16 protein-coding genes, 1 tRNA gene and 1 pseudogene are annotated in these 21,016 nt (G+C 67.7%); 3 read left to right on the top strand and 15 right to left on the bottom strand.

Annotated elements, in window-relative coordinates:
* Positions 1 to 79: 79 nt before the first annotated feature.
* From IG171_RS18645 to IG171_RS18630, 4 genes are all read right to left on the bottom strand, one after another.
* Positions 80 to 313, bottom strand: a complete 234-nt coding sequence (locus tag IG171_RS18645) for a hypothetical protein (protein ID WP_212128839.1) — start codon at positions 311 to 313, stop codon at positions 80 to 82.
* Positions 310 to 1,779: an inorganic phosphate transporter gene (locus tag IG171_RS18640; RefSeq protein ID WP_212128837.1), complete on the bottom strand. Its 1,470-nt coding sequence runs from the start codon at positions 1,777 to 1,779 to the stop codon at positions 310 to 312. The genes IG171_RS18645 and IG171_RS18640 overlap by 4 nt, the downstream gene beginning before the upstream one ends.
* 252 nt (positions 1,780 to 2,031) lie before the next feature.
* Complete coding sequence (locus IG171_RS18635) at positions 2,032 to 3,426, bottom strand: aspartate aminotransferase family protein (protein WP_212128835.1); 1,395 nt, start codon at positions 3,424 to 3,426, stop codon at positions 2,032 to 2,034.
* A 40-nt stretch (positions 3,427 to 3,466) separates the two neighbouring features.
* Positions 3,467 to 4,951, bottom strand: coding sequence for a CoA-acylating methylmalonate-semialdehyde dehydrogenase (locus IG171_RS18630; protein WP_212128833.1), 1,485 nt, complete (start codon positions 4,949 to 4,951; stop codon positions 3,467 to 3,469).
* A 112-nt stretch (positions 4,952 to 5,063) separates the two neighbouring features.
* On the opposite strand from IG171_RS18630, the gene IG171_RS18625 reads away from it, so the two are divergent.
* Complete coding sequence (locus tag IG171_RS18625) at positions 5,064 to 6,803, top strand: PucR family transcriptional regulator (RefSeq protein ID WP_249203840.1); 1,740 nt, start codon at positions 5,064 to 5,066, stop codon at positions 6,801 to 6,803.
* A gap of 37 nt (positions 6,804 to 6,840) precedes the next feature.
* On the opposite strand, the gene IG171_RS18620 is transcribed toward IG171_RS18625, so the two are convergent.
* From IG171_RS18620 to IG171_RS18565, 11 genes and pseudogenes are all read right to left on the bottom strand, one after another.
* Complete coding sequence (locus IG171_RS18620) at positions 6,841 to 7,878, bottom strand: Ldh family oxidoreductase (protein WP_212128831.1); 1,038 nt, start codon at positions 7,876 to 7,878, stop codon at positions 6,841 to 6,843.
* Between the two features lie 175 nt (positions 7,879 to 8,053).
* A complete protein-coding gene (locus IG171_RS19290; protein WP_212128829.1) occupies positions 8,054 to 8,329 on the bottom strand; it encodes an SDR family oxidoreductase in 276 nt (91 codons plus the stop codon).
* Entirely contained in the window at positions 8,253 to 8,801 is a 549-nt protein-coding gene (locus tag IG171_RS18610) for an SDR family oxidoreductase (RefSeq protein WP_212128827.1), read from the bottom strand. Before IG171_RS18610 ends, IG171_RS19290 begins: the two co-directional genes overlap by 77 nt.
* 56 nt (positions 8,802 to 8,857) lie before the next feature.
* Positions 8,858 to 9,949 (bottom strand): proline racemase family protein, encoded by a 1,092-nt coding sequence (locus IG171_RS18605; RefSeq protein WP_212128825.1) that lies wholly within the window; start codon positions 9,947 to 9,949, stop codon positions 8,858 to 8,860.
* A 22-nt stretch (positions 9,950 to 9,971) separates the two neighbouring features.
* Positions 9,972 to 10,873, bottom strand: a pseudogene (locus tag IG171_RS18600) (dihydrodipicolinate synthase family protein).
* 228 nt (positions 10,874 to 11,101) lie between these two features.
* A complete protein-coding gene (locus tag IG171_RS18590) occupies positions 11,102 to 12,349 on the bottom strand; it encodes an FAD-dependent oxidoreductase (RefSeq protein WP_212128823.1) in 1,248 nt (415 codons plus the stop codon).
* A gap of 295 nt (positions 12,350 to 12,644) precedes the next feature.
* A complete protein-coding gene (locus IG171_RS18585) occupies positions 12,645 to 13,349 on the bottom strand; it encodes a GntR family transcriptional regulator (protein WP_249203836.1) in 705 nt (234 codons plus the stop codon).
* Between the two features lie 231 nt (positions 13,350 to 13,580).
* Positions 13,581 to 14,174, bottom strand: a complete 594-nt coding sequence (locus tag IG171_RS18580; RefSeq protein ID WP_212128821.1) for a short chain dehydrogenase — start codon at positions 14,172 to 14,174, stop codon at positions 13,581 to 13,583.
* Between the two features lie 137 nt (positions 14,175 to 14,311).
* Positions 14,312 to 14,911, bottom strand: coding sequence for an OmpA family protein (locus IG171_RS18575; RefSeq protein WP_212128820.1), 600 nt, complete (start codon positions 14,909 to 14,911; stop codon positions 14,312 to 14,314).
* Entirely contained in the window at positions 14,908 to 15,522 is a 615-nt protein-coding gene (locus IG171_RS18570; protein ID WP_212128818.1) for a hypothetical protein, read from the bottom strand. Before IG171_RS18570 ends, IG171_RS18575 begins: the two co-directional genes overlap by 4 nt.
* 228 nt (positions 15,523 to 15,750) lie before the next feature.
* Positions 15,751 to 15,839 (bottom strand) — tRNA-Ser (locus IG171_RS18565).
* A 770-nt stretch (positions 15,840 to 16,609) separates the two neighbouring features.
* Here IG171_RS18565 and IG171_RS18560 point away from each other — a divergent pair.
* Positions 16,610 to 18,613, top strand: coding sequence for an LCP family protein (locus IG171_RS18560; protein ID WP_249203834.1), 2,004 nt, complete (start codon positions 16,610 to 16,612; stop codon positions 18,611 to 18,613).
* Complete coding sequence (locus IG171_RS18555; RefSeq protein ID WP_212128816.1) at positions 18,610 to 20,922, top strand: FAD/NAD(P)-binding domain-containing protein; 2,313 nt, start codon at positions 18,610 to 18,612, stop codon at positions 20,920 to 20,922. The genes IG171_RS18560 and IG171_RS18555 overlap by 4 nt, the downstream gene beginning before the upstream one ends.
* Positions 20,923 to 21,016: the final 94 nt, after the last annotated feature.

The following is a 21,016-nucleotide window of genomic DNA, read 5'->3' as shown; positions in this document are numbered from 1 at the left end:
AATACCGCGAGGGGCTCTGGCCGGGAGGCGCAAGTGCCCTGGTGCGACCGCAAACTCCGGAACGGGCCGTGCCTGAGGCTCAGGCTCCGTGCAGTGCGGGGACGATGAGGTAGACGCCGAGGATGACGACGAGTCCGCAGATGCCGAAGACCGCCCAGTAGGCGAACTGAAGCGCAGGACTTCTGCGCCCCTCCTCGACCCGATCGAGGTGCGAGGCGCGCATCCGCACCGCCGTGGAGAACAGCGTGATGACGATGACTGCCGAGATCCAGGTCGCGGCGGCAACGATGAGGAACGAGCTCCATTCGATCATTTCGCGTCTCCCTTATCGCTCGCATCGGCCCCGGTCGAAGAGGCGCCCGAATCCGCTGACGTGCCGGCCGCCGTCGACTCGGCCTTCGCGCCCTTGCCGGAGTTCGCGCCCTTGCCGGCCTTCGCGCCCTTGGCGGAGTCCGTACCCTTGCCGGAGCTCGCGCCGGACTCGGCCTCGGTGTCTGCGACGGATCCGTTCTTCTTCGCTTTCCGAGCGGCGCGACGCTTCTCCTTGGCCGCCTGCTTCTCCTCCCACGCCTCGCGGCGGGCCTTCCGCTTGGCCATGGCTCGCTTGCGGTTGCGGTCCTTGCGCAGCTTGCGCTTGCGACCGCGGATGTTGACGGCTTCGCCGACGGTGTCGAAGCCCGAGAGGTCGGTCTCTTCGACCTGACGCGAACTCAGGTAGATCCAGAGGACGACGACCACGGCGATGGCGGTGTCGATGAGGATGCCGATCGTCCCCAGGTGTGCGATGCCGGCGGCGACCGCGCCGACGATGGCGGCAGCGGGAATCGTCAGCAGCCACCCCGAGGCGATGCGTCCGGCCGTCGACCACTGGACGTCGGCGCCTTTGCGCCCCAGGCCCGAACCGAGGACCGAACCGGAGGCCACCTGCGTCGTCGACAGGGCGAAGCCGAGGTGCGACGAGGCGAGAATGGCGGCGGCGGTCGAGGTCTCGGCCGACAGACCCTGAGCGGCCTTGACCGTCGTCAGCTTCGTGCCGAGGGTGTCGATGATGCGCCAGCCGCCGATGTAGGTGCCGAGCGCGATCGCCAGGGCACACGAGGTGATGACCCAGATGTGCGGGCCGGTCCCGTGCTCCTGCAGATTCGCGGAGACGAGCACGAGGGTGATCACGCCCATCGTCTTCTGCGCATCGTTCGTCCCGTGCGACAGCGCCACCAGCGAAGAGGAGAAGATCTGCCCGTACTTGAAGGGAGCCCGGCGAGCGGTCTTGCCCTCCTCGTTGCGGCGGGTGATCGCATAGGCGATGCGGGTGCACATATAGGCGCTGACGCCCGCGATGATCGGGGCTGCCAGCGCCGGGATGACGACCTTGGACAGGAACACTCCGAAATCGACGGAGTTGAGTCCGGCGCCGACGATGGCCGCACCGATGAGGCCGCCGAAGAGCGCGTGGGACGACGAGGACGGGAGGCCGAAGCGCCAGGTGGCCATGTTCCAGATGATCGCGCCGATGAGACCGGCGAGGATGAAGTCGGGGGTGATCTGGACTCCCCCATTGCCTTCTCTGATGATTCCGCCGGAGATGGTCTTGGCCACCTCCGTGGAGAGGAAGGCACCGACGAGGTTGAGGATCGCGGCGAGAGTGACCGCCGTTTTGGGTTTGATCGCTCCCGTGGCGATCGGAGTGGCCATGGCATTGGCTGTATCGTGAAAGCCATTGGTGAAGTCGAAGAACAGTGCCAGTGCTATGACAAGCACGACGACGAAGATGATTTCCACTAATCGACCTTGGGTGTAGACACTATTCGGACCGTGGATGATTCGACTGGCGGCCAGCGATCACTATCCCGCAGAAGTCTACCTCCCAGTTCTGCTGATCTTCATCCGCAGTTCGACCATACTCCACCTCGTTCACCGGATGTTCACTTCTGACATGCGCAAACGGACCCCATCGTCTGGACGAGTGCAAGAACTGTCACAGTCCGAAGGGGTCCGTGGACGCGAATATCGCCGATCAGGCCCGAATCCGGCTCACTCCGTGACGAAGCGATCGGCGACGTCGAGGGCCCGGTCGAGAGCGGCGAGCCCGAACCGGAGGTCGTCGTCAGGCGTATTCAGCGGCGGGACGACGTGAATCCGGTTGAAGTTCGCAAACGGAAGCACACCGTCGGCCTTGAGCGCGGCGATGACCTCGTTCATCTCCGGTGAGCTGCCACCGTAGGCGGCCAGCGGTTCCTTCGTCGTCCGGTCCTTGACGAGTTCGACCGCCCAGAAGCACCCCATGCCGCGCACATCCCCGATCGAGGGGTGGCGCTGCGCGAATTCCCGCAGCGTCGGACCGATGATCTCGGCGCCGAGGCGGTCGGAGTTGTCGACCATGCCCTCGGTCTCCATCGCGGTGATCGTCGCCACCGCCGCCGCGCAGGCCAGCGGATGCCCCGAGTAGGTCAGCCCGCCGGGGTAGGCGCGGTCGCGGAAGGTCTCGAAGATCGCATCGGAGATCGCCACTCCGCCGAGTGGGACGTAACCGGAGTTCACGCCCTTGGCGAAGGTGATGAGATCCGGTGTCACGTCCCAGTGGTCGACGGCGAACCAGCGTCCGGTGCGTCCGAACCCGGCCATCACCTCGTCGGCGATGAAGACGATCCCGTAGCGGGCCGTCAGCTCGCGCACGCCTTCGAGGTATCCGGCCGGAGGGGCGTAGATCCCGGCGGTGCCCGGAACGGTCTCGAGGATGAGGGCGGCGATGTTGTCCGGGCCCTCAAGGGTGATCATGTCCTCGAGGTGGGCCAGCGCCCGCTGCGTCTCCTCCGTCTCCGAGGTCGAGGAGAAGTGCGAACGGTATTGGTAGGCGGGCACGAAGTGGACGACGCCCTCGGCCGAATAGTCGTTGGCGAAGCGACGGGGGTCGCCGGTGACATTGACGGCCAGCTGGGTGCCGCCGTGGTAGCTGCGGTAGGCCGAGAGCACCTTCGTCCGTCCCGTGTGCAGCCGGGCCATGCGGATCGCGTGCTCGTTCGCGTCGGCCCCGCCGTTGGTGAAGAACACGTGGTCGAGATCGCCCGGGGTGCGCTCGGCGATGAGTCTGGCCGCTTCGGAGCGGGCCTCGTTGACGTGCTGCGGGGCGATCGTGCACAGCGTGCCCGCCTGGGCCTGAATGGCCGCGACGACGGCCGGGTGCTGGTGCCCGATGTTCGTGTTGACCAGCTGTGATGACATGTCGAGCAGCTTCCGCCCCTCACCGTCCCAGACATAGGGGCCGGCCGCATCGACGATCGTCATCGGCTGGAACGGTCCCTGCGCCTGCCAGGAGTGGAAGACGTGCGCTCGATCGAGTTCGTGGGCCCGCCGCCCGGCCGCGAGGCGTTCCTCACCGATCGTCTCCGCCGTCGCCGCCTGCGTGTGTTCTGGGGTCGTCGTTGTCATGATTGCTCCTTCGCCGAGGTGGGTCCGAGTGCGCGAGACATCAGTCGTTGGTGGGGAATCCGAGGTCGAGACCTCCGTGGCTGGGGTCGAGCCAGCGTGAGGTCACGACCTTGCCGCGGGTGAAGAAGTGGACTCCCTCTTCGCCGTAGGCGTGAGTGTCGCCGAACAGCGAGTTCTTCCATCCGCCGAAGGAGTAGTGGCCCACCGGCACGGGGATCGGGACGTTGACGCCGACCATGCCGACCTCGACCTCGTTCTCGTAGCGCCGGGCCGCACCGCCGTCATTGGTGAAGATCGCGGTGCCGTTGCCGTAGGGATTGGCGTTGATGAGGTCGAGTCCTTCGTCGTAGCCGGGGACGCGGACGACGGCGAGCACGGGGCCGAAGATCTCGTCGGTGTAGATCGACATATCGGTCGTGACCTCGTCGAACAGGGTCGGGTTGAGGAAGAAGCCGTCCGTGTGGTCGTGCTCGCGTCCGTCGAGGACGAGCTTCGCGCCGGCTTCGACTCCCGCGTCGATGTAGCCGGAGACCTTGTCGCGGTGGGCGGCGGTCACCAGCGGGCCCATATCCGGTTCGCCTCTGCCGTCGCCGATGCGCAGAGTGCGGGTGCGCTCGGCGATCCTTGCCACGAGCTCATCGGCGATCGAGTCGACGGCCACGACCACGGAGATCGCCATGCAGCGTTCACCGGCGGCACCGTAGCCGGCGTTGACGGCGGCGTCGGCGGCGAGGTCGAGATCGGCGTCGGGCAGGACCAGCATGTGGTTCTTCGCCCCGCCGAGGGCCTGGACGCGCTTGCCGGCGGCGGTGCCGTTCTCGTAGACGTACTTCGCGATCGGGGTCGATCCGACGAACGACACCGAGGCGACCTCGGGGCTGGTCAGGAGCGTGTCCACGGCTTCCTTGTCACCGTGGACGACGTTGAATACGCCGTCGGGAAGGCCCGCTTCCTTCCACAGCTCGGCGATCCAGTTCGCCGCCGTCGGGTCCTTCTCCGAGGGCTTGAGCACGACGGTGTTGCCGGCGGCGATGGCCACGGGGAAGAACCACATCGGCACCATGGCCGGGAAGTTGAACGGCGAGATGATCGCGGCCACGCCCAGGGGCTGGCGCAGCGAGTGGACGTCGACGTTCGTCGAGGCGTTCTGCGTGTGACCGCCCTTGAGGTGGGCGGCGATGCCGCAGGCGAATTCGACGACTTCCTGGCCGCGGGCGACTTCACCGAGGGCATCGGAGACGACCTTGCCGTGTTCGGCGGTGATGATCTCGGCCAGTTCCTGCTTGCGCGCGTTCAGCAGCTCGCGGAAGGCGAACAGGACGCTCGTCCGCTTCGCCAGCGAGGTGTCGCGCCAGGCGGGGAACGCCTCGGCGGCGGCGGTGATCGCCGATTCCACGGTCGCCTTCGAACCGAGCGCCACCTGGCCGCTGACGACGCCGGTGGCGGGGTTCGTGATATCGCCGAGGCGGGTGTCGGTGCTCGCGGTGACGGTCTGTCCGTTGATCCAATGGGAGAGAGTGGGCATCGGTGTCCTTCTTCGTCGTCGATGGGTCGGCTGGCTCCATCTTCCGTCGTCGCTGCCGTTCGCAGTAGTGTCAGACTGTAATAACAGGAGCCAGTGGCCTTACACTGTGTCAATGGACGCTCGATCATTCGCGCGGCACACCGACTCGCCGGCGGCCGGGAAGCACTCGCCGGGCATGGCTGAGGAGGGCTCGCCGGGCACGGCCGAACAGGATTCGGGCGAGGGATCGCTGAGCATCGCCGGCCTGCTCGAATTCGGGGAGGTCAGCAGTGCCGCGCCCGAGGTGCTCGCGGGCGAGGACGAGCTGTCGAGGACCATCCGGTGGGTCCACATCGCCGATTCCGAGCACGTCGAGCGCTTCCTCGAAGGCGGGGAGCTCGTGCTCACCACGGCCACCACATTCCGCCGCTCGGCCGCGGCGATGTCGGAGTTCTTCGACCAGCTCGAGACAGTCGGCGCTGCCGGAACGATCGTCGAGCTCGTCGACGAGGACTCGGCCCCTGATGAGCAGGCGAGCACGATCGTGCGCGCGGCCGCGGCGGGGCGCTCACTGCCGATCGTCCTGCTGCCGCGACGGGTCAAGTTCGTCAGGATCACCGAACTCGCCCACCGTCGGCTCCTGGCTCAGCAGCTGTCCCGGCTCGAGCACGCACAGGAGATCCACGAGACCTACACCCAGCTGAGCCTGGAGCGGGCGAGCGCGCAGACGATCGTCGATCGCACGGCCGAACTGCTGGCGGTGCCCGTGGTCCTCGAGGATGTCTCCCATCGCGTTCTCGCCCATGCCGGCCGGGACTCCCAGTCGCTGGTCCAGAAGTGGGCGGACCTGGTCACCGGCAGGGCCACGGCGCCCGGGGTCGGTGAGGCGGCGCGCTGGAGGCAGACTCCCGTCGGACTGAGTGCTCGCCGGTGGGGTCGGCTCGTCGTGCCGAGTCCGACGGAGACGAGCGCGGCCCTCGAACAGATCATCGAACGCGCCGGCGAGGCTCTGACGCTGACCCGCATGGCCGACCGTGACGAACAGGATCTGCTGCTGCAGGCGCAGAGCGGACTGATCCGGGAGATCTCGGACTCCGATGGCCTCGACGAACATGCGGCGCTGCAGCGCGCGCGGTCCCTGGGCTTCTCCCCCGCCGAGGGAGCCGAACTCATCCCGGTCGTCGTCCGCCTCGATCGGGGTGAGGAGGCCGACCCGACGCGCATCCAGCTGCAGGAGCGCGGATTGACTCAGGAGATCGTCGCCGCCGTCGCGCGTCTGGGGCGGTGCTGCCTGATGACCAGCCTGCAGTCGGGAGTCTTCGGGTTCGTTCTGGCTCCGGCCGGCCGGACGACGGAGCGCAGACCTCGGCCTGCTGCGCGTAATGAGCCCGAGGCCGTCCTCACCGATGTCCTCGCCGAGCTCGAGGGACCCGCGGACGGCCGGGTCGTCGGGGTCGGTCGGGCCAGCACGTCCCTGCGCCGGGCGGTCGCCCGGCTCGAGGCTGCCGCCCAGGTCGCCGAGGTCGCCTCCACCCTCGACGTCCGCCGGCGCTCGTTCTACCGCTCATCGGACGTCCGCCTTCGCGGTCTGCTGTCGCTGCTGGCCGAGGACTCGCGGCTGCGGGCCTTCGCCGAGGGCGAGCTCGGACCGCTGCTCGGGGACACGGCCGACGAGGAGCTGTTGGATCTCCTCGGTCTCCACCTCGCCCATGGTGGGAACAAGTCCGCGATGGCGCGAGCCGGATACCTGTCCCGACCCGCGCTCTACGCTCGGATCGCGAAGCTGCAGGACCGCCTCGGCGTCTCTCTCGACGATGCGGAGTCGCGCACGGCACTGCACGTTGCGCTGCTGTGGTGGCGGATGCACGGTTGAGCTCGATACCGCGCGCGGTCTCCTCCGCCGTTTCCGTTCAGTCGAGCAGCGCGCGAATGGTGTCGGTGACGGGGATTCCGGCCTCGGCAGCCTCGGCGCGATTGGCATAGCGACGATCGCCGGGCAGTCGGTCCATTCCGGCGTCCCGGAGCATATCGATGAATCCCCGGACGCGGGCCAGGTAGGCTTCGTTCCCACCTCGCTCGGGATCGATGACGATGTAGAGCTGGCCGGTGCGGAAGGTGTGAACCCCCTCGGGGGCCTCGGCGTCGATCTCGAAGGTGAAGGCCCCGCCGGTCAGTCCGGCCGCCAGCGTCTCGATCATGAATGACAGCATCGCACCCTTGTGCCCGCCGAAGGGGCGGATGCCGCCTCCGTCGAGGATGGTCTCCGGGTCCCTGGTGTCGGCGCCGGTCGAGTCGACGCCGGTGCCGATCGGAACCTCCCGGCCCTCGGCCCGCAGCAGCTGCAGGTCTCCATGGGACATCGAGGAAGTGGAGAAGTCGAAGACGACGGGATCGCCCCCGGCCACGGGGGTCGCGAAGGCGAAGGGGTTCGTGCTGAAGACCGGCCGCGTCGCGCCTTCGGGGACGACGGCGAGTTTGCCGCTGGCGATCATCGCCATGGCGACCCGGCCGTCGCGGGCGAAGGACTCGAGCTCGGGCCACAGTGCACTGAAGTGGTGGGTGTTGGCCAGGGCGATGACCGCGACACCCGTATCGGCGAGCGCCTGATCGATCTCCGCCCCGGCCGCGGCAAGCGCCGGCTGGGCGAATCCGTTGTCCCCGTCGATGCGGACGAAGGAGGAGCTGACGACATCGACGGTCGCCTCGGCGGATCCGTTGGCCCACCCGCGCTCGAGCGAATCGAGGTAGCCGGCCACCCGGAAGACTCCGTGGCTGAGGGTGCCGTCACGTTCGCAGGCGGCGCAGTTGCTCGCCAGCACGCGCGCCGTCGCCGGGGATGCTCCGGCAGCGATCAGCTTCGATTCGATCGCCGCCGCCAGCTCGTCGAAGCCGATGCGCTCTCCTGCCGAAGACACTCCGTAGCCCCGCGCCGCACCATTGCCGCTCATCCGACTCGCCTCTCTCAGCCGCTCTCGTTCGAACATCTTTGTCTTACAGGCAAGAATCAGGACGGGCTGACCTCGCCCTCATCTTCTGTCACATCATTCCACAAGCGTGACCGATCATGAAGGGACGCCCGGCCCGTGATTGTCAGACACATCCCAGCGCGCAGTCCGCGCCGATTCAGCCCACCTGCTGGGCTCCTGCGATCTCGACGGCCGCGCCCGAGATGAACGAAGCCCGGTCGCTGAGCAGGAAGGTCGTCAGCTCCGCGACCTCGGCGGGCCGGCCGAGCCGCCCGAGCGGAATCGAAGCGGCCAGCTCGGATTCGGCGATGCCGCCGTCGTCGAGCTTCTGCTGCAGCATGGGGGGGGTGAGGATCTCACCGGGGCAGATCGAGTTCGCGCGCACCCCGTGGGCCCCGAAGTCCCTGGCCAGACTGCGGGTGAGCGAGACCACCGCGGCCTTCGAACTGTTGTACGCGATGTGTCCGCCGGCCGGCTGCAGCCCCCCACTGCGAGGCGATATTGACGATGGCGGCCGAATCGGCCTTCTTGAGGAGGGGCAGCGCCGCCCGGCACAGGCGCATGACTGCGTCGACGTTGACGGCGTAGGTCGCCGCCCAGTCGTCCTCGTCGATCTCGAGCAGATCGCCGCGACGCATCACCCCGGCGCAGTTGACGAGCCCGTCGACGGCGCCGAGGCGGTCGGTCACCTCGGCGAGGAGATCGGTGCACCCGGCGGATTCGGACAGATCCGCGAGGAAGGGCGTGACCGCCTCGGCGGGGATGCCCTCACCGGACGGTGCCACCGCTTCGACGCGGTCGACGGCGGCCACCCGCGCACCCTGCCGGGCGCAGGCCGCGGTGATGGCCGATCCGATGCCGCCGGCCGCTCCGGTGACGATGATGGTGTGGGACTGCAGTTCCATGGCTGGTCCTCTCCTGGTGGCAGAGTCTGCCGCGCGCAGCGGTCGCGGCACGGCCCTCAGTCCACGCCTTCGGCGGTCATCCGTCCGATTCCCCGTCCCCAGATGTCGCCGACGGTGTAGCCGACGGGGAACGGGTCATCGGCTTCGACGACGAGCTGCTGGAATCCGGTGATCCAGCCCCGCCCGCTGATCGAGGGGACCACGGCCGGAACCCCGCCCAGCGTCGTCTCCTCCCTCACCTCGGCGGTGAAGGTCGTTCCCATCATCGATTCGTGGACGAACCTCTCACCGACGGCGAGTTCGCCGCGTGCGTGCTTGGCGGCCACACGTGCACTGGTGCCGGTTCCGCACGGCGACCGGTCGAGCGTGCCCGACCAGGTGCTCGCATCGTTGAGATCGACCGCACCGTTGGGCAGGACGACGGCGTTGCGTCCGTCGGTGCCTTCGGTGCGGGCGGGTCCGTGGATCATCGGCAGGCCGATCGAATCGATCTCGGAGATGAGCGGGTGGCTGACCTCGAAGGTCTCGTTCGCCGCCTGCAGCATCACGCTGGCCGCACGGATGATCTCCTTGGCGTTGTCCGGTTCGAGATCCACGCCGAGGTTGTCCGCCGCGGTCTGGACGTAGAACTGTCCGCCGAAGACGAGGTCGACGGGGATCGTTCCGTAGCCGGGGACCGTCAGCGGCAGGTCGAGTCCGTGGACGAACGCCGGCACATTGTCGAAGGTCACGTTCTTCGCTCGACCGTCGACCACCTCGGCGCGGGCGGTGACGACGCCGGCCGCCGTGTCGATGCGCAGCTCCGTGATGGGTTCGCTGATGTCGACGGTACCGGTCTCCACCAGGGCCGTGACGGTGCAGATGAGGTTCGAGCCGGACATCGGCTTGAACCCGCCCTGCTCCATCACGATCATCCCGAAGTCGCAGCTGGGATCGGGCGCGGACACGACGATCGGCGAGCACATTCCGGGATAGCCGCGCGGCTCCTGCAGGATGAGAGTGCGGAAGTCGTCGAGGTGCTCCTGGCAGTAGCGCAGCTTCTCGACCATGGTCGAGCCCTTGACCTTGAGGTTCGAGCCGAGAAGCACTCGGCCCGGCTCTCCGGCGGCATGGACGTCGACCGCCTGGATGATCTGCCTGTTTGTCACACTTCCTCGCTTCCGCGGCTCATCAGCCGACGACCGAGACGCCGGCATCGCGCAGCAGGCCGCGCAGTTCGTCGACGAACTCCTCGGCCAGCGGCAGGATCGGCGAACGGGTCGGACCGGCGTCGACTCCGACGAGTGCCGTTCCTGCCTTGATGGCGCCAGCATAGCTGTGTGACTCGAGGAAGACACAGATCGGGTTGATCTTCGCCCACAGCTCGCGACCGCGGGCGAGGTCTCCGTCGACGGCGACGGCCTGGTAGAGCTCGGCGCAGAGGCCGGGGATGACGCTGGCCGCGCCCCACACTCCGGCGCGGGCACCGAGGGCGAAGGCGGCGAAGGTCAGGGTGTCCCAGCCGTTGAGGGCCTGGATGTCCTCGGCTTCATCGAAGTGGACCTCGGTGAACTTCGGGAAGTCGCCGCCGGTGTCCTTGTAGCTGGTCACTCCGGTTCTGCGGCCGAGTTCGCCGAGCTGCTGCGAGCTCAGCTCCACCCCGGTGGCGGCCGGGATGTTGTAGTACATGATCGGGATGTCGACTGCCTCGGTGATCGCCGAGTAGTGAGCGATCAGGGCATCGAAGTCGGGGGCGTCGTAGAAGGGCGGGACGACCATCACGGCATCGGCTCCGGCGTCCTTGGCGTCCCGGGTCAGTTCGATGGTCTCGGCGGTGCTCAGGGCTCCGGTGCCTGCGACGACGGGGCGCGGCCGGCTGCGGCCTCGATGTACGCGCGGTTCGAGGCCTTGCGCTCCTCGACGGTCAGGGCGGTGAACTCGCCGGTCGAGCCTCCGGGCACGAGCCCGTTGACGCCGCCGGAGATGATGTGGTCGGCCTGCCGGCGAACGCCTTCGACATCGACGGCGGAACCGTCTGCGGTGAACGGGGTGACGACGGCGGCGAGCACGCCGCTGAACTGCTCAGTGGTCATCTGTCTTCCTTGTCGGGGTCGGTTGTCTCTGAGAGTCGGTTGGTGTGGGCGGGCGATGCGGTCGAACCGGCCCGTGCGGTCGAACCGGCCCGTGCGGGCCGGTGGGGACGGTGCACTGGGCGGTGGTCGGGTCCGTCGGGCCGGCTGGCGATGGCCGGGTCCGTCGGGCCGAGGTTCAGCCCTGCCGAGGCAGGACCCCGCGGGGTGCGGTCCTCTCGAGGCACCCTGTCAGAAGCGGTTCGGTGAGACCTTCGCCAGCTGCTCGGCCGGCAGGCTGGGGCTGCCGTCGGTCATCAGCTCGGCCAGCAGGCGGGCCGATCCCGGTGCCAGGGTCAGACCGAGCATCGAGTGGCCGGAATTGACGTAGGCATTGGCCACGGAGTCGAGGCGGCCGATGACCGGCAGCCCGTCGGGCGTCATCGGACGCGATCCCGCCCACGGAGTGCGCTCCCCCTCGCCGTCCCTCCAGGCGTGGAAGGCTTCGCGGCCGGCGCGGCGGATGGCCTCGACTCTGATCTCGTTGACGCTGTCGTCCGTGCTGCCGAACTCCATGGTTCCGGCCAGGCGGAGCATTCCGTTCAGCGGAGTGACGGCGACTCGGGCGTCTTCGAGGGTCAGTGAGGTGCGCAGCTCGAACGGCGCCGGCGAGTAGTCGATGCTGTAGCCCTTGCCCGAGTAGATCGGGACCCTCTGTCCGAGTTCGCCCAGCAGGCCACCGGAGGGGACGCCGGCGGCGATGACGAGTGCCTCGGTTCTAATCACCTCGGCGTCGTCGGTGACGACGGCGGTGACGGTCTCGCCGGAGCGGACGAACCGCTTCACGCGGGTGTGCTCGCGCACGACGACGCCGAGTTCGGCGAGCTTCGCCAGCAGGCCGGCGGTCAGCGAATCCGGCTCGATCTGCCGATCGGCTGGGAAGAAGAGTCCGTGGCGGATCCGATCACTGAGCGCCGGTTCGGCCTCCTGCACCTCGTCACCGTGCAGGTGCTGCGGGTGGTGACCGGCGGATTCGAGGGCGGGCAGGCTCTCGCAGTGCTCGTCGAACCGTTTCCGGGTCTCGAAGGCCAGCAGCACTCCGCGATCGTGCATCTCGAAATCGATGCCCTGTCGCTGGTACTCGTCGAACAGCTCGTTCGCATCCTCGCCGAGGCGCAGATGAAGGTCGAGCCCGGACTCGAAGTCACGCGCATTGCAGTGTCTGGCCATGCGCAGGAGGAACTTGAGATAGCCGGGAGCCAGCGAGGGTTTGATCGACAGCGGGCTGTCGGGCCGGAGCATCCACTTGATGCCTTGGAGGAGGACGCCGGGGGCCGGAACCGGATTGCTCTCGGCGATCGCGATCTTCGCGGCGTTTCCGTGTGAGGCGCCGGCGCCGCAGCGCTCGGCCTCGATGACCGTGACCTCGTGGCCCCGAACGGCCAGCTCGTAGGCCGTGGTCAGCCCGACCACGCCACCGCCGACTACGACAGTCCTCATCCGGTTACCTCCATTGGTCTCCTCGGCCGTCATTCGGCCTCACGGGCTCATGAGTTTATTGTATGACAATCACTTGTTGAATACGTTACGCACTGTTGGCAGGCGCGTCAATCCCTCCACCGTGGTCAAGGATGGGCACTGTTCGGGTGATGTCCGTGCGCGTGGGGGCGGAGCGCACGCGGGACCGGCCGTGCAGGCGAAGGGGCGCACGGCCGCCTCGGCGCGATCGGCCCCGGGCGGGGTCAGTCCTGGCGGGGTCAGTCCCGGGCGGGGTCAGTCCCGGGCGGAAGGACCATCAGTCCTGATCGGAGGAGCCGGAGACGAGGAGCGCGAGCTCCTGGGCGCTGTCCATCGTATGGACGTCGAGGGCGGTGCGGATCCGGGCGCGGTCGCCGCTGCGGATGGCGCGCATGAGCGCCGCATGGATGGCATGGGCACGCTCGGCGTCGCGTCTGGTGAACTGGTCGTAGGCGAGGATGATCGTCATCTGCGCTTCGACGACGGGCCAGATGCGCATCAGCAGATAGTTGCCCGCGGCTTCCCAGATTCCGCGATGGAACCGGATATGAGCCTCGTGGACGGCGAGCGGATCGGCCGCATTGCTCTCGCTCTCGAAGCGCTCCCAGCTCTCTTCGAGTCGGGCCATGCGCGCGCCGGTGGAATCATCGAGGATCTCGTCGATCGCCTCGGTGTCGAGAGCAACGCGGACGCGAGCGATCTCGAGCATCGAGTCGACTTCGATATCGGCCACCCGCAGGCCGCGGTAAGCCTCTTGGATAAGGAAGCCATCGCGGGCCATCTGGTTGAGCGCCTCACGAGCCGTGGGTCGGCTGACCTCGAGCGATGAGGTCAGATCCGCCTCGATGATCCGCTCCCCGGGCCTGAGCTCACCGAGCACGATACGGCGCTTGATCTCGTCGATGACGCGCTGCCGGCGCTCGGTGTTCGAGACCGGAGTCCGCGCAGACGTCCGTTCCGCTGCGCCGCGCGCTGTCTCCACCGGGTCCACTGTCTGACTGCCTTCTCGATACGACTCTCTGCTGCCGGCCCGATGTCACTCGGGACGGCCCCCCATGAGCGGCCGGGGCCGGCTTGACGCTCACGGACGGCCTCATCCGCATATCCGGACCGACTTCTCCTCATTGTACTGATCAGCCCCGTGCCGGCGGAGGGTCGCTTCTCCGCCCCTGCGCGGCCCCTGCACGTGAAGGGCCGCGGCGGGGCAAGGGTCTCAGACCGTGAGGATGCGACCGGTGACGTTGCCCTCGACCGAGCGCACGAAGGCGCTGGCCACCTCCTCGTCGGTCACCGGGATCATCCCGGCGAAGGCGTCATGGAAGTGCGGGGAGTTCGCGAGCACATTCGGGCTGACCGCGTTGATGCGGATGCCCCGCGGCAGTTCGGGCGCGGCGGAGACGACGAAGGATTCGACGGCGCCGTTGGCCATGGCCGCGGCCGAGGCAGTGGGCACGGGTTCGCGGCTGAGCACTCCGGTGACGAAGGTGATCGATCCACCATCGCTGAGGTGGTCGAGCCCCTGGGTGACGAACTCGATCTGCCCGAGCGTCTTCGAGACGAAGGCCTCGGTGTAGTCCTCACGAGTGAGCTCGGTGACCGGCTTGAATGCGGCGGCGCCGACGGCGACGACGATCGCGTCGACGACGCCGACCGCCTCGAGCAGCTTGGAGATCGAATCGGCGTCCGAGGTGTCCACGCCCGGGTCGGTCGAGCGAGTGGCACCGATGACGTCGTGCCCGCGCTTCTCGAGTTCGGCCCGCGCCACACCGCCGACGTGTCCGCCTGATCCCACCAGCAGAATCTTCATCCTGACCTCCTTGCGCTGTTCGAACGCTGCATCGACCGCTCGGACGATGAAAGATTTTGTCAGACATTCCTTTATTGACTGACAATCCCGAGTCTAGGGGATGTGTCCCCATCCGACCAGCCCTCGCGGTGGTTGGATCAGTTCTCGTAGCGGATCTCGACGCGGCGATTCTTCGCCCGGCCCTCGGGGTAGTCCTCGCCGCCCTTCTCGTTCGCGGCGACGGGTTCGGACTCCCCATGCCCCTTCGCCGTCACGTCGAGGTCTGAGCTCTCCGAGGTGAGTACCTCGGCGACGGCCTCGGCGCGGTCTTCGGAGAGCTTCTCATTGTAGTCGTCCTCGCCCTTGGAATCCGTGTGGCCGTCGACGGTGATCTCGGAATCCGTCGGCAGGTCCTTGACGAGGTCGGCGACCTTCTTCTTCGCCGCGTCGCTGAGTTCGGCGGAGTCGAAGTCGAAGAGGATGTCGGTGTCGAGGGTGACCACGGCGGAGTCGCCGCTGACTTCGGTCGATTCGAGATCCTCGATACCTTTGTCGAGCTCATCGATTCCCTGATCGAGGTCGACGATGCTCTCGTCGATCGTCGACTGGTCGGGGTCGGTGAAATCTTCGGGTGTCGGAGTGTCCCTGTCAGCGACATCTTGCGGATTCAAGGAGTTCGCGACTGCGGATCCGGGCGGCCCTGCGATGACGATTCCGACGGCAAGCGCCGCTGCAGAGCAGGCGACTGCGATCTTCACGAGATCGTCGCTCCGGTCACGAGGTTCGTGCCGTCGACGACCGAGACCTCGACTTCATCGACGTCCGGCGGGGGTGCGGCGAAGACAGCGAAAGCGTAATAGGTTTCACCGGGGGTGAACTTCGGGCCCTGAACTGCCGTCTGCGCCCGATTGATGCTCTTCTTCAGCACCGAGTGCTTCCGCAGGTTCTGCGAGTCGACGAGAAATGGAGACCAACCCGAGTCACCGAGGTAGCCATACAGCCAGTCTTCCTCGGTCGAGCTCGAGTTCACGGTGAATCCGAACTGACCGACGACGGTCTCACCCTGACGTTTGAGCGCGAAGAGATCGACGGTCATCGTAGCGTCATCGTCGCCCTCGACGACGGCGGGGATATCCTGGCTCGCGATCGGATCGGGCAGGTCATTCAGGTCGAGACCGGCCGCCTCGGCGGATCCTGCTTCGCCCTTCGAATCGGAGCCGTCGGATTCGCCCGATTCTTCGGCCGCCTCCTGGGATTCGGAACCTTCGGTCGTCGACGCCTCGGAGTCGTCTCCGGACGAACATGCGGTCAGGGTCACGGCCAGAACAACGGCGGCTGCGGACAGTGCTGTCCTGCGAATGGAGCGCATGGTGATTTCAGTTCTCCTCGTATGTCGCCGGACCCGATCGGCTCAGGTGATCTCCGGCGGCTCTGCGGGCGGACTCATTTCACCCTAGCCCGAAATCGCTCAACTTTCACTACAGACCTTGTCGCTGTCGGTGAATCTTCGATGAACCGGCCTGCCCGACGCCGGGGACGAAATGACAGAATCCCCGCAATCCGATCTGTCATCGGATCGCGGGGATTCAACAGTGCGCGGAGCCGGTGGGATTTGAACCCACGGTCCCCCGTCCGGAGGACTTCACCTTAGCAGGGTGACGCTTTCGGCCGCTCAGCCACGACTCCATTCGCAATGCGGTGATCGCCTCCGACGCATCGGTCCGGCGACAGACCTTCCAGCATTACGGGTAACAGCCTAAGGGACAGGGCCCACCCAGGGCAAAGCTTGGGCCGCAAGAGTGTCCCGCGTCATATTCCGAAGTGTCGTTCGTCATAGTCTCAGTGGCCCGCGATCGGCGAATTTCCGGGCCGACCGCCGGCTCTCCCCTGCTCGTCCACACAGGAAATCCAGCATTCATCAATGTCGCGGCGTAAAATCGGCATGAAGTGCTTTGCGGTCTGCTCTCGTCTCCCCCTCGGGACCGCCGGTCAGGATTGCCGATATCTGCCGGTGCGTCCTGTGCCGGCGAACGAGAGCGGCAGCGGGCCGCTGTGCACGAGAAGAGAGTCGTTGAGGAGTAGACAACTTGCCAGAGTTTCCCCCTGACAAGCGCGGACCGAATGGGAGCAACCCCGATTCTCCCGCCGCAGGTCGTCGACTCCGCGCCTCCTCCCGCCCCAGATTCCGGGGCGACACCGCCGCCAGCGACGGCGATTCGACGACGCCGCCCGAGTCCGACCAGTCACACACCTCCTCATCCGGTCAGCACCGGTCGAGTGCCGATCGGCCCCGGCCCACACGTTCGGACGACCGAGCCTCGACCGACAGGCAAGGCGGCGCCTACACCAGGGCTCGACCCGCAAAACCGACGAACTCCGACAGCTCGTCGTCGGGCTCACCGGCCGGCTCCTCGTCCGGTTCGCCGGATTCTGCGAAGGCACCGACTCCTCGCCCCGTGGCTCCCCGCACACGCCGTGAGGCACGCATGCTGCGAGCCGCAGCCGCCAGCGGTGCATCGGCGGCCGGTGTGGCTGCCGCCGCAAGCTCGAACACGCCTCGTGATGAGCGGTCCGACCGGCCGCAGACCTCCGAGGACTCAGCCGGCCACACCACCCCGCGCACATTCACGGACCAGGGCACGGCCGCCTCGGCGAGGGACGCGGCAGACGGCGGATCCGCCGCGACGGATGGCGGCTCCGCCGGCGGACCGACCGACGGCGAGGACGCGGGACCGACGACTCGGCGAGACGCGCGCGAACGGCGCGCAGCCGAGGAACGCGCCCGGGGGCGCAGCCGGAAACGGGACCGGCAGAGGAACGAAGAGCAGCGAGCGGACGCCCACGAACCGGCACGGGCCCGACGTCACTCCTCCCGCCTCGGCGAGACCTTCCCCAGCCTCGTCGGCTGGACTTCGCTGAGCACACTGCTACCGGGCGTCGGACTGCTGCGCACGCGCTTCCGCCCTGTCGGCCTCGTGGTGTTCGGGCTCTTCGTCCTCACCCTGCTCACCGGGGCCGTCTATCTGCTCGTCAAGGGGCCCGTGCGTGCGGTCGCCACCATCGTCTCCAGCCCCACCCTGCTCAACTTCCTCGCCATCGGCGCCGTGCTCGTGGCCGTGATCTGGATCCTCGTGATGGTCGTGTCCCACCTCGGGCTGCGGCGCGGGCACCGATACCGGCCCTGGCAGAACAAGATGGCGGGACTCCTCGTCGTCTCCCTGGCACTGATCATCGGCATCCCCCTCGGCGTGGGGTCGGTCTTCGCCCGGGTGCAGTCGTCGACGGTGTCCAGCCTCTTCGGCGACAGCACCGGCGAGTCCCAGAACGCCGAGGACCTGTGGGCGGACAAGCCCTACATCAACGTCTTCCTCATGGGCCGCGACAACGGCGACGACCGTGAGGGCACCCGCCCGGACACGATGCTCGTGGCCTCGATCGACACCAAGACCGGCAATGCCGCGCTCATCTCCGTGCCCCGCAACCTCGCCTTCCCGGTCTTTCCCGAGGGCAGCGAACTCGCCGAGGAGTGGCCCGACGGATTCCGCCCCTCCGGCGATTCCTCCGAGGATCTCATCAACGCCGTGTGGCAGTGGGGCGAGCAGAACGAGGACGAAATCGGCAACACCCACGGACTCGAACCCGGAATGTGGGCGACGATGCAGGCCGTGGAGGGCTCGCTCGGCCTCGACCTCGACTATTGGGCCTCGGTCGACATGGCCGGATTCGAAGACGTCGTCGACGCCATCGGCGGGGTCAAGATCGACGTCGAACGCCCGATCCCGATGGGCGGCGGAAAGTCGATGTCCGGGGTCAAGAACGAAGTCTACGGCTGGGTCGATCCGGGACCGCAGACGCTCAAGGGCAAGGATGCGCTGTGGTACGTCCGCTCCCGTGAGGGCAGCGACAACTACGATCGCATGTGCCGTCAGCAGCGCATGCTCAAGACCACCCTGGAGCAGATCGACCCGCAGGAGATCGCCTCGGCCTATCCGAAGCTGGCGAACTCGGCGACGCGGAACATCGCCACCTCGATCCCGCAGAACGAGATCCCGGCCTTCATCGAACTCGCCCTCATGATGCAGAAGGGCGATGTGACCTCGGTCCAGATCAACAACGATGTCACCCCCACCTACAACCCGGACTTCGATGTCCTCCACGAGTGGATCCTCGGCGAGGTCAAGGGAGCCTCGGACGGTGAGGAGACGCCGAAGCCGACCAACGACGGAAGCGAGTCCCAGGACTCGTCCGCGGACACCTCGACGGAGACCTCGGACGACGAGCCCGCGGACTCCTCCGATGAGGCCGCCGAGGATCAGACCGAGGACGAGGAGGACGCGAGTGCCTCCGAGAAGCCGGGTGAGCCCAATGCCGAGGGCAAGTGCTACCCGAAGGGGTATGAGCCGGGCGATGACTTCCCCGGCTACCCGGGCCCCGACGGCGGAACCGGCGAGCAGGAGTGAGTGAGCCCGCTCGGACACATGCTCCCGCGGTCGCGATCATCGGCGTCGGCCCGCGCGGTCTCACCGTCCTCGAGCGGCTCGTGGCTCTGGCCGCGAAGCGCTTCGCCCGGCAGGTGCCTGAGTCGGCCGGGCCGGCGCTGACCATCCACCTCATCGACCCGTATCCGCCCGGAGCGGGCATCGTGTGGCGCACCGATCAGCCGGAATCGCTGCTGATGAACACCACCATCGCCGAGCAGACCGTCTTCCCCGACGCCAGCTGCTCCTTCCTCGACGCCGACGACGAGCCGACCGGTCCGTCAATGGCCGAATGGTACTCAGCCAACGGCGGCACCGATCCGCTCGATTCGACCTTCCCCAGCCGTGCCCTCTACGGCCGCTATCTGCGCGAGGCCTATGCCCGCATCCGCCGCAGCGCACCGGACTTCGTCGAGATCGTCGAACACCGGACGATGGCCGAGTCGGTCATCGACCTGCCCGCCATGGACCTGCCCGAAGCCCGCCCGGGCACGCAGCAGGCCGCGGAGGACGCAGCCTCGGCCGCGCCCGGCACGTCTCCCGGCCCGTTCGCTTCTGCTCCCGAACAGCTCGTGCGCTGTCAGAACGGGACGACGATCATCGCCTCGGCGGTGGTGCTGGCCGTCGGCCACATCCCCAGCGCCCAACCCGAGGAGCGCGCCCGGCTGGCCGCGTTCGCCGAACGCCGCGGCGGCCTGTACCTGCCGCAGGGTCTGCCGGCAGAGGCCCCCGTCGCCGAGGTGGCTCCCGGCGACCGTGTCATCGTCCGCGGCATGGGGCTGAACTACTTCGACCTGCAGACCCTGTTCACCCACGAGCGCGGTGGCCGGTTCCTGCCGCTGGCCGGGACGGACGCCCGTTGCGGAGGACGGCTGCGCTACGAGCCCAGCGGGCTCGAACCCCATCTGGCACTCGGCTCACGTCGCGGCATCCCCTACCGCAGCAAACCCATCTGCCACGAGCACCCGAAACAGGACTGGCCGCTGCGCTATTTCACTCGGGACAACGTCGCCCTGCTCGCCGGCCTCGACGATCTCGACGGCGACCGCTTCGCTGAGGCCCGGTTCAACGACCAGCTGTGGCCGCTCATCCTCGCCGACCTCCGCCTGGCGTACTATCACACCCTGTCTCAGGTCCGCCCCGAGGCGTTCGCCGGTGATCCCGGTCAGCTGCGCGAGGCCATCGCCGAGGCGGTCTCACGGCACCTGACCCGGCGCACCTGGCACGAGACCCACCCGCAGGCGGCCGCCCGCGAGACCTCTGAGAATCCGCAGCCGGCTGCACGAGCGAACACAGCTTCGCAGCCGAGCGCTGCCACTGGCACGGCCACTGCTGCCGCGGACACGAGTGCTGCCGCAAGCGCCACTGCAGCCGAGGACTCCGCCCGTCAGGGACGTGTCACTCGTGAGGCCTTCGCCTGGTCCGAGATCGAAGAGGTCCTGGTCCCCGACCCCGCCGACCGGATGTCCCTGCACTCACTGCTCAATCCGCTCGAGGGCGAACTCTTCACCAGCCGCGAGCCCGGTGATCCCGACTCGCTGCACGAATGGATGCTCGACTTCCTGCGCACCGACCTGCGCAATTCGCTGGCCGGCCCGACCGGCAGTCCGGAGAAGGCTCTGTTCCCCGTGCTGTGGCAGTCCCGGCTGCTGCTCAAGGAACTCATCGTCGCCGGTCACATCGATCGCGTGAGCGTCGACATGGAGATCTGCGGCTGGTTCGAGGGCTTCGTCTCCGGCATCTGCGATGGTCCTCCCCCACAGCGGATCGCCGAACTCCTCGCCCTCGCCGAAGCCGGCGTCGTCTCCTTCATCGGACCCGATATGCGCATCGAGGAGAACACCGCCGCACTCGACACGGCTGCTTCTGACGATGCCGAGAAACCGAGGCCACACGCGCAGGAGACGCACCCGGAGATCTTCACGGTCACCTCGGCGCAGGTCGTCGGCGAGATCACCGGCGGGGTCGTCATCGACGCCGCCTCACCGACGAACTCCGTCGCCCGCGCCGCCGATGTGCTGCTGCACGGGATGCTCGAACGCGGCCAGCTCACTGCGGCCCGCCTGACCTTGGACGATGGGCGCGAGAAGTCCCTCAACGGGCTCGCCCTCACTCCCCGCCCCTACCGGACGATCGATGTCGAGGGCACGGTCCATCCGCGCCGATTCGCCCTGTCGATCCAACTGTCCGCGATGCAGTGGGGATTGGCGATCGCGGCGAACCCGGGCGTCGACGCCGCCACGCTCAACGACTCGCACGCCGCCGCCGAGGCGATCCTCGACCTCCTCTGAGCCGCGGTTTCGCCGAGAGCCCTATCCACGACAGAGAGCTCGGTGTGCAACCGAAGCTGTCTGTCGTGGACCGAGCTCTCGGGCAAAGGCGCCG

The sequence above is a fragment of the Brevibacterium sp. SMBL_HHYL_HB1 genome, assembly GCF_018208375.1.
Taxonomy (GTDB): domain Bacteria; phylum Actinomycetota; class Actinomycetes; order Actinomycetales; family Brevibacteriaceae; genus Brevibacterium; species Brevibacterium intestinavium.
This window is presented reverse-complemented; position numbering and strand designations above follow the sequence as displayed.

Bases quoted from the DNA above. Each gene is read 5' to 3' on its own strand.
- IG171_RS18645 (WP_212128839.1), bottom strand. From the start codon at position 313: ATGATCGAATGGAGCTCGTTCCTCATCGTTGCCGCCGCGACCTGGATC.
- IG171_RS18635 (WP_212128835.1), bottom strand. From the start codon at position 3,426: ATGACAACGACGACCCCAGAACACACGCAGGCGGCGACGGCGGAGACG.
- IG171_RS18630 (WP_212128833.1), bottom strand. From the start codon at position 4,951: ATGCCCACTCTCTCCCATTGGATCAACGGACAGACCGTCACCGCGAGC.
- IG171_RS18625 (WP_249203840.1), top strand. From the start codon at position 5,064: ATGGACGCTCGATCATTCGCGCGGCACACCGACTCGCCGGCGGCCGGG.
- IG171_RS18620 (WP_212128831.1), bottom strand. From the start codon at position 7,878: ATGAGCGGCAATGGTGCGGCGCGGGGCTACGGAGTGTCTTCGGCAGGA.
- IG171_RS18610 (WP_212128827.1), bottom strand. From the start codon at position 8,801: ATGGAACTGCAGTCCCACACCATCATCGTCACCGGAGCGGCCGGCGGC.
- IG171_RS18590 (WP_212128823.1), bottom strand. From the start codon at position 12,349: ATGAGGACTGTCGTAGTCGGCGGTGGCGTGGTCGGGCTGACCACGGCC.
- IG171_RS18580 (WP_212128821.1), bottom strand. From the start codon at position 14,174: ATGAAGATTCTGCTGGTGGGATCAGGCGGACACGTCGGCGGTGTGGCG.
- IG171_RS18570 (WP_212128818.1), bottom strand. From the start codon at position 15,522: ATGCGCTCCATTCGCAGGACAGCACTGTCCGCAGCCGCCGTTGTTCTG.